Here is a 5,827-nt window from a genome sequence, read left to right as displayed (position 1 = left end):
CAGCTTGCGCGCCCGCCCCCGACAGGAAAGAAGAGAAAACAGTGGCGAAGAATATTCAGGCGATCCGCGGCATGAACGATTATCTGCCGGTGGACACCGCGGTATGGCAGCGTATTGAACAAACCCTTAAACAGGGGCTGTCCAGCTATGGCTACAGCGAAATCCGCACACCGATTGTAGAGCAGACCCCGTTATTCAAACGCGCTATCGGTGAAGTAACCGACGTGGTTGAAAAAGAGATGTACACCTTCGACGATCGCAACGGCGAAAGCCTGACGCTGCGTCCGGAAGGAACGGCAAGCTGCGTGCGTGCCGGTATCGAGCACGGTCTGCTCTACAATCAGGAACAGCGCCTGTGGTATATCGGGCCGATGTTCCGCTATGAACGCCCGCAGAAGGGCCGCTATCGTCAGTTCCATCAGATCGGCGCGGAAGTGTTTGGTCTTCAGGGACCGGATATCGATGCCGAATTGATCATGATGACCGCGCGCTGGTGGAAGGCACTGGGCATCGCCGATCACGTGCGTCTTGAGCTGAATTCTATCGGGTCTTTAGAGGCCCGAGCAAACTACCGTGATGCGCTGGTGGCTTTCCTGGAACAGCATAAAGAGACGCTGGATGAGGATTGCAAACGCCGCATGTACAGCAACCCGCTGCGCGTGCTGGACAGCAAAAACCCGGACGTCCAGCAGCTGCTGAACGACGCGCCGGTGCTGGGCGACTATCTGGACAACGAATCCCGCGAGCACTTTGACGGCCTTTGCCAGCTGCTGGATGCGGCGGGTATCGCCTATACCGTCAATCAGCGCCTGGTGCGCGGCCTGGACTACTACAACCGCACCGTCTTTGAATGGGTGACCAGCAGCCTGGGCGCGCAGGGCACGGTGTGCGCTGGCGGCCGCTACGATGGCCTGGTTGAACAGCTGGGCGGCCGCGCCACGCCGGCCGTCGGTTTTGCGATGGGGCTGGAGCGTCTGGTACTGCTGGTGCAGGCAGTGAATCCGGAATTTGAACCGACGCGCGTTGTCGATGTCTATGTTATCGCTTCAGGGGCTGGCGTACAGTCTGCGGCGATGCTGCTGGCGGAAAAACTGCGTGATGCGGATCCATCTCTGAAGCTGATGACCAACTTTGGCGGCGGTAACTTCAAGAAGCAATTTGCCCGCGCGGACAAGTGGGGCGCACGCGTCGCACTGGTGCTGGGTGAGGAAGAAGTCGCCAATAATCAGGTGGTCATCAAAGATTTGCGCAACGGCGAGCAGCAGAAGCTGGAGCAGCATGAGGCGGCAGCGACGCTGGCAGCAATGCTGAAGCAGACGGCCGCGATTTAAGGAGAGTTTGCGTGGAAGTGTATAACAACGAAAACGAGCAGGTCGATGCGCTGAAAGGTTTTTTCGCGCAGAACGGCAAAGCGCTGGCCATCGGCGTGATTATCGGCATCGGCGCACTGGCAGGCTGGCGCTACTGGAGCGGCCATCAGGATAACAGCAGCCGCGAAGTCTCGGCGACCTACCAGCAGGTTTCTGGCGCCCTGGACAACAGCAAGCCGGAAACGCTGACGGCGGCGGCGAAATTCGCGGACAGTAACAGCAATACCTATGGTGCGCTGGCTTCGCTGGATCTGGCGAAACGTTATGTTGATAACAACGAGCTGGACAAAGCCGCCGCGCAGCTGCAAAGCGGCCTGAAGGCAACCAAAGATGCCAATCTGCAGGCGGTGCTGAACCTGCGCCTGGCCCGTATTCAGCTGCAGCAGAAGCAGCCAGACGCGGTGCTGAAAACCCTGGATACGATCAAGGGCGAAGGCTGGACGGCTATCATTGCTGACGTACGCGGTGAAGCGCTGCTCAGCAAAGGCGACAGCAAGGGCGCTCGTGAAGCCTGGAGTAAAGGCATTGCTTCCAACGCCTCGCCGGCGCTGAAAGAGATGCTGCAGATGAAAATGAATAATTTGCCGGGCTAATAATTGCCGCAACGGGCTTAAGAGGGATTTCATGGAATTGCGTAAGATACTGCTGCCGGCACTGATTTCAGTCACGCTGCTCAGCGGATGTTCATGGTTCAGCGGTGAAGAAGACGTGGTTAAAATGTCGCCGCTGCCGAAGGTGGAAAATCAGTTTACCCCGGAAAAAGTCTGGAGCACGTCGGTAGGTGATGGCGTGGGCGATTACTATTCCAATCTGCATCCGGCCTGGTCTGAAAACACCGTGTACGCTGCGGATCGTTTTGGTACCGTCAAGGCGCTGAATGCGGGCGATGGCAAAGAACAATGGAAAGTCGACCTGTCAACGAAAACGGGCTTCTTCTCTAAGAATCTGCCGGCGTTGCTGTCTGGCGGCCTTTCTTACGATGGCGGACATGTCTATGTCGGCAGCGAGCGCGGTCAGGTTTATGCGCTGAACAGCAGCGACGGCTCTGTGGCCTGGCAGACTAAAGCGGCTGGCGAAGTGCTGTCGCGTCCGGTTGCCAGCGATGGCCTGGTGCTGGTGCATACCAGCAACGGCATGTTGCAGGGGCTGGACCAGAACAGCGGCGTCGTGAAGTGGACGGTCAACCTTGACGTACCGGCCCTGTCGCTGCGCGGCGAATCGGCACCTGTTACCGCCTTTGGTGCGGCAATTGTGGGCGGCGATAACGGTCGCGTCAGTGCGGTAATCATGAATCAGGGTCAGATTATCTGGCAGCAGCGCATCTCCCAGCCGGGTGGCGCAACGGAAATCGATCGTTTGGCCGATGTGGACACCACCCCGGTGGTCGTTGACGGCGTGGTTTACGCGCTGGCCTATAACGGCAGCCTGGCGGCACTGGATCTGCGTTCAGGCCAGCTGATGTGGAAACGCGAGATCGGCTCCGTGCACGATATGATCGTAGACGCGGGACGCATCTATCTGGTTGACCAGGACGATCGCGTAGTGGCGTTAAGCACCGATGGCGGCGTGACCCTGTGGCGTCAGAGCGATCTGCTGCACCGTAACCTGACCGCACCGGTCCTGTATAATGGTTACCTGGTTGTGGGCGACAGCGAAGGCTACCTGCACTGGGTTAATACCACCGACGGCCGTTTTGTTGTGCAGCAGAAAGTTGACGGCTCTGGCTTCCAGACCGCGCCGGTCGTTGCCAGCGATAAGCTGCTGATCCAGGCGAAGGGCGGCGAAGTTTACGCATTTACTCGCTAATTACGCGAAGTACGTCGAAACGGCCTCTGATTGTTCAGGGGCCGTTTCGTTTTTTTTCAGGCGTGGTATCCTCTACGCGTTCAGCCTGCGTGCGCGTCAGCAATTGAGTCAGAAGCAGTCAGGCGTTTAATTTTAGTAATGAGGCTTCAATATGGTACCTGTGGTCGCGCTGGTCGGGCGTCCCAATGTGGGAAAATCTACACTTTTTAACCGTCTTACGCGCACGCGAGATGCGCTGGTAGCGGATTTTCCCGGGCTAACCCGTGACCGTAAGTATGGTCGCGCCGAGGTCGAAGGGCGTGAGTTTATCTGCATTGATACCGGCGGTATCGATGGCAATGAAGAGGGCGTGGAAACCCGAATGGCCGAACAGTCGCTGCTGGCGATTGAAGAAGCCGACGTGGTGCTGTTTATGGTCGATGCACGTGCTGGCCTGATGCCTGCCGACCAGGCCATCGCTCAACATTTGCGCTCACGCCAGAAACCCACTTTCCTGGTAGCCAACAAAACCGACGGCATGGATCCGGATTCCGCCGTGGTGGATTTCTATTCGCTGGGCCTGGGAGACATTCATCCTATCGCTGCTTCTCATGGCCGTGGCGTCACCGGCCTGCTGGAAATGGTGCTGCTGCCGTGGATGGATGAAGTTGTGCCGCAGGCGGAGCTGACGGAAGAAGAAGAGAACGCGGCCTATTGGGCAGAGCTGGCGGCGAAAGAAAGCGACGCCGAGCAGGAAGAAGAGGAAGACGATTTCAACCCGCTGGATCTGCCGATCAAGCTGGCTATCGTTGGTCGCCCTAACGTGGGTAAATCCACGCTCACCAACCGTATCCTCGGTGAAGAGCGCGTGGTGGTTTACGATATGCCTGGCACCACCCGCGACAGTATCTATATCCCGATGGAGCGTGACGGTCGTGAATACATCCTGATCGACACGGCGGGCGTGCGCAAGCGCGGTAAAATTACCGAAACGGTCGAAAAGTTTTCGGTGATTAAGACGCTGCAGGCTATCGAAGACGCCAACGTGGTGATGCTGGTGATCGATGCGCATGAAGGGATTTCCGATCAGGATCTGTCGCTGCTGGGCTTTATTCTCAACAGCGGCCGCTCCCTGGTGATTGTGGTCAACAAATGGGATGGCCTGTCGCAGGAAGTGCGTGAAGAAGTGAAAGAGACGCTGGACTTCCGTCTTGGCTTTATCGATTTCGCCCGCGTGCACTTTATTTCCGCGCTGCACGGCAGCGGCGTAGGCAACCTGTTTGAGTCGGTCACCGAAGCTTACGATTGCTCAACCCGTCGCGTAAATACCTCCATGCTGACCCGTATTATGAATATGGCTGCCGACGATCACCAGCCACCGCTGGTGCGTGGTCGCCGCGTGAAGCTGAAGTATGCGCACGCTGGCGGCTACAACCCGCCAATCGTGGTGATTCATGGTAACCAGGTGAAAGATCTGCCTGATTCCTATAAGCGTTACCTGATGAACTACTTCCGCCGCTCGCTGGAAGTGATGGGGACGCCTATTCGTATTCAGTTTAAAGAAGGGGAGAACCCTTTTGCCGGTAAACGAAATTTGCTGACGCCTAACCAACAGCGCAAGCGCCAGCGCCTGATGAGCCATCTGAAAAAGAACAAACGCTGATCCACAGGGGCTTTTGCTGGCCCGATCGCTGTTCTTTCCGGGCCCGGCATTATGCCGGGCCTGCTTTTTGTGAGGTAAGACCCGGGCGAATGTTTGATTGATCTCTTTCTGCTGTGGGCCATAAGGTCCCTTAGCGCCACCCTAAACCCATAATAACGCCCCTGAGCACCCCCGTAAAAAGGCGCCCTCTGTCATAGAGCAGCGGGTAAACTTTGTTTTATACTTCTCAAATAAAACAGGAGAACACGATGAGCGAACACTGCCCAATTTGCCAGCAACCCCTTGCTATGCGGGACGAGCGCCTGTACTGCGACGGCTGCCAGCGCGATTTTGCCGCCAAAGCTATCTGCCCAGATTGCGATCGGCCGCTACAGATCCTCAAGGCCTGTGGGGCTACCGACTATTTTTGCCCTAACGGCGACGGCCTGATTTCCAGAACGCGTGTCGTCTTCAGACCGCTTATTGAATCACTGTAATTATCCTGCCCGGCTCTGAATTAGCAGGCGGGTAATCTACTAACGTCCCCGTTACTCCTGCTGTATTTTTCCCCGCTCCCCGCTCCCCGCTCCCCGCTAACGCTTACATTTTTCACTGAAACGCCCACTTTCTTTTCAGGGGCGCGGACGGTTGCGCCTCGAAACGGACAGGTAGCGTTAAAAATACGTTTTAATAATTCTCATGAATGTGAATTTTGTTAATTTTATGTGTAGTCATTTATGAACCGCATGGTACAATTTTTTGCGATCGGCGGCCGTCACTGGCGGGTTGCTGATGCAGGACGGGCTCAGCCCGTATCGCCTTGTTAATAAAATAGTGACCAAAGCAGGATATCAACTCGCTTCGTCCGGCGTGGCTGAAAGCCCGGTATGGGCGGCGTGTGGCTGAAGTCGCTATTTCTCAGGAGTATTTTTACCATGTCTCAAACGAATGCCCGGTCGCCAAAATGGCTGGGCCTGTGGTGCGTTGTGTTGGGCCTGATTTTGCTGGCAACCGGCCTGTTCTTTGTGAT

5 protein-coding genes are annotated in these 5,827 nt (G+C 56.5%); all 5 read left to right on the top strand.

Annotation, left to right across the window (positions count from 1 at the left end; translation table 11 throughout):
• Positions 1-41 precede the first annotated feature (41 nt).
• The 5 genes from hisS to RTK32_RS17960 all read left to right on the top strand — a co-directional run bounded on the left by hisS (position 42) and on the right by RTK32_RS17960 (position 5,294).
• Positions 42-1,331, top strand: a complete 1,290-nt coding sequence (hisS, locus tag RTK32_RS17980; protein WP_312046389.1) for a histidine--tRNA ligase — start codon at positions 42-44, stop codon at positions 1,329-1,331.
• A gap of 11 nt (positions 1,332-1,342) precedes the next feature.
• Positions 1,343-1,963, top strand: coding sequence for a YfgM family protein (locus RTK32_RS17975; RefSeq protein ID WP_312046387.1), 621 nt, complete (start codon positions 1,343-1,345; stop codon positions 1,961-1,963).
• Positions 1,964-1,994: 31 nt separating this feature from the next.
• Positions 1,995-3,176, top strand: coding sequence for an outer membrane protein assembly factor BamB (bamB, locus tag RTK32_RS17970; RefSeq protein ID WP_312046386.1), 1,182 nt, complete (start codon positions 1,995-1,997; stop codon positions 3,174-3,176).
• Positions 3,177-3,327: 151 nt separating this feature from the next.
• A complete protein-coding gene (der, locus tag RTK32_RS17965) occupies positions 3,328-4,818 on the top strand; it encodes a ribosome biogenesis GTPase Der (protein ID WP_312046384.1) in 1,491 nt (496 codons plus the stop codon).
• 248 nt (positions 4,819-5,066) lie between these two features.
• Positions 5,067-5,294 carry a zinc ribbon domain-containing protein gene (locus RTK32_RS17960; protein ID WP_312046382.1) on the top strand — a complete coding sequence of 76 codons (228 nt, stop codon included), beginning with the start codon at positions 5,067-5,069 and terminating at the stop codon, positions 5,292-5,294.
• The last annotated feature ends 533 nt before the right edge of the window (positions 5,295-5,827 follow it).

This window comes from Erwinia sp. (assembly GCF_031978025.1).
GTDB lineage: Bacteria > Pseudomonadota > Gammaproteobacteria > Enterobacterales > Enterobacteriaceae > Erwinia.
The sequence above is the reverse complement of the archived record's forward strand: the minus strand, read 5'-3'. Positions and strand labels throughout refer to the sequence as shown.

Bases quoted from the DNA above. Each gene is read 5' to 3' on its own strand.
- RTK32_RS17960 (WP_312046382.1), top strand. From the start codon at position 5,067: ATGAGCGAACACTGCCCAATTTGCCAGCAACCCCTTGCTATGCGGGAC.
- bamB (WP_312046386.1), top strand. From the start codon at position 1,995: ATGGAATTGCGTAAGATACTGCTGCCGGCACTGATTTCAGTCACGCTG.
- der (WP_312046384.1), top strand. From the start codon at position 3,328: ATGGTACCTGTGGTCGCGCTGGTCGGGCGTCCCAATGTGGGAAAATCT.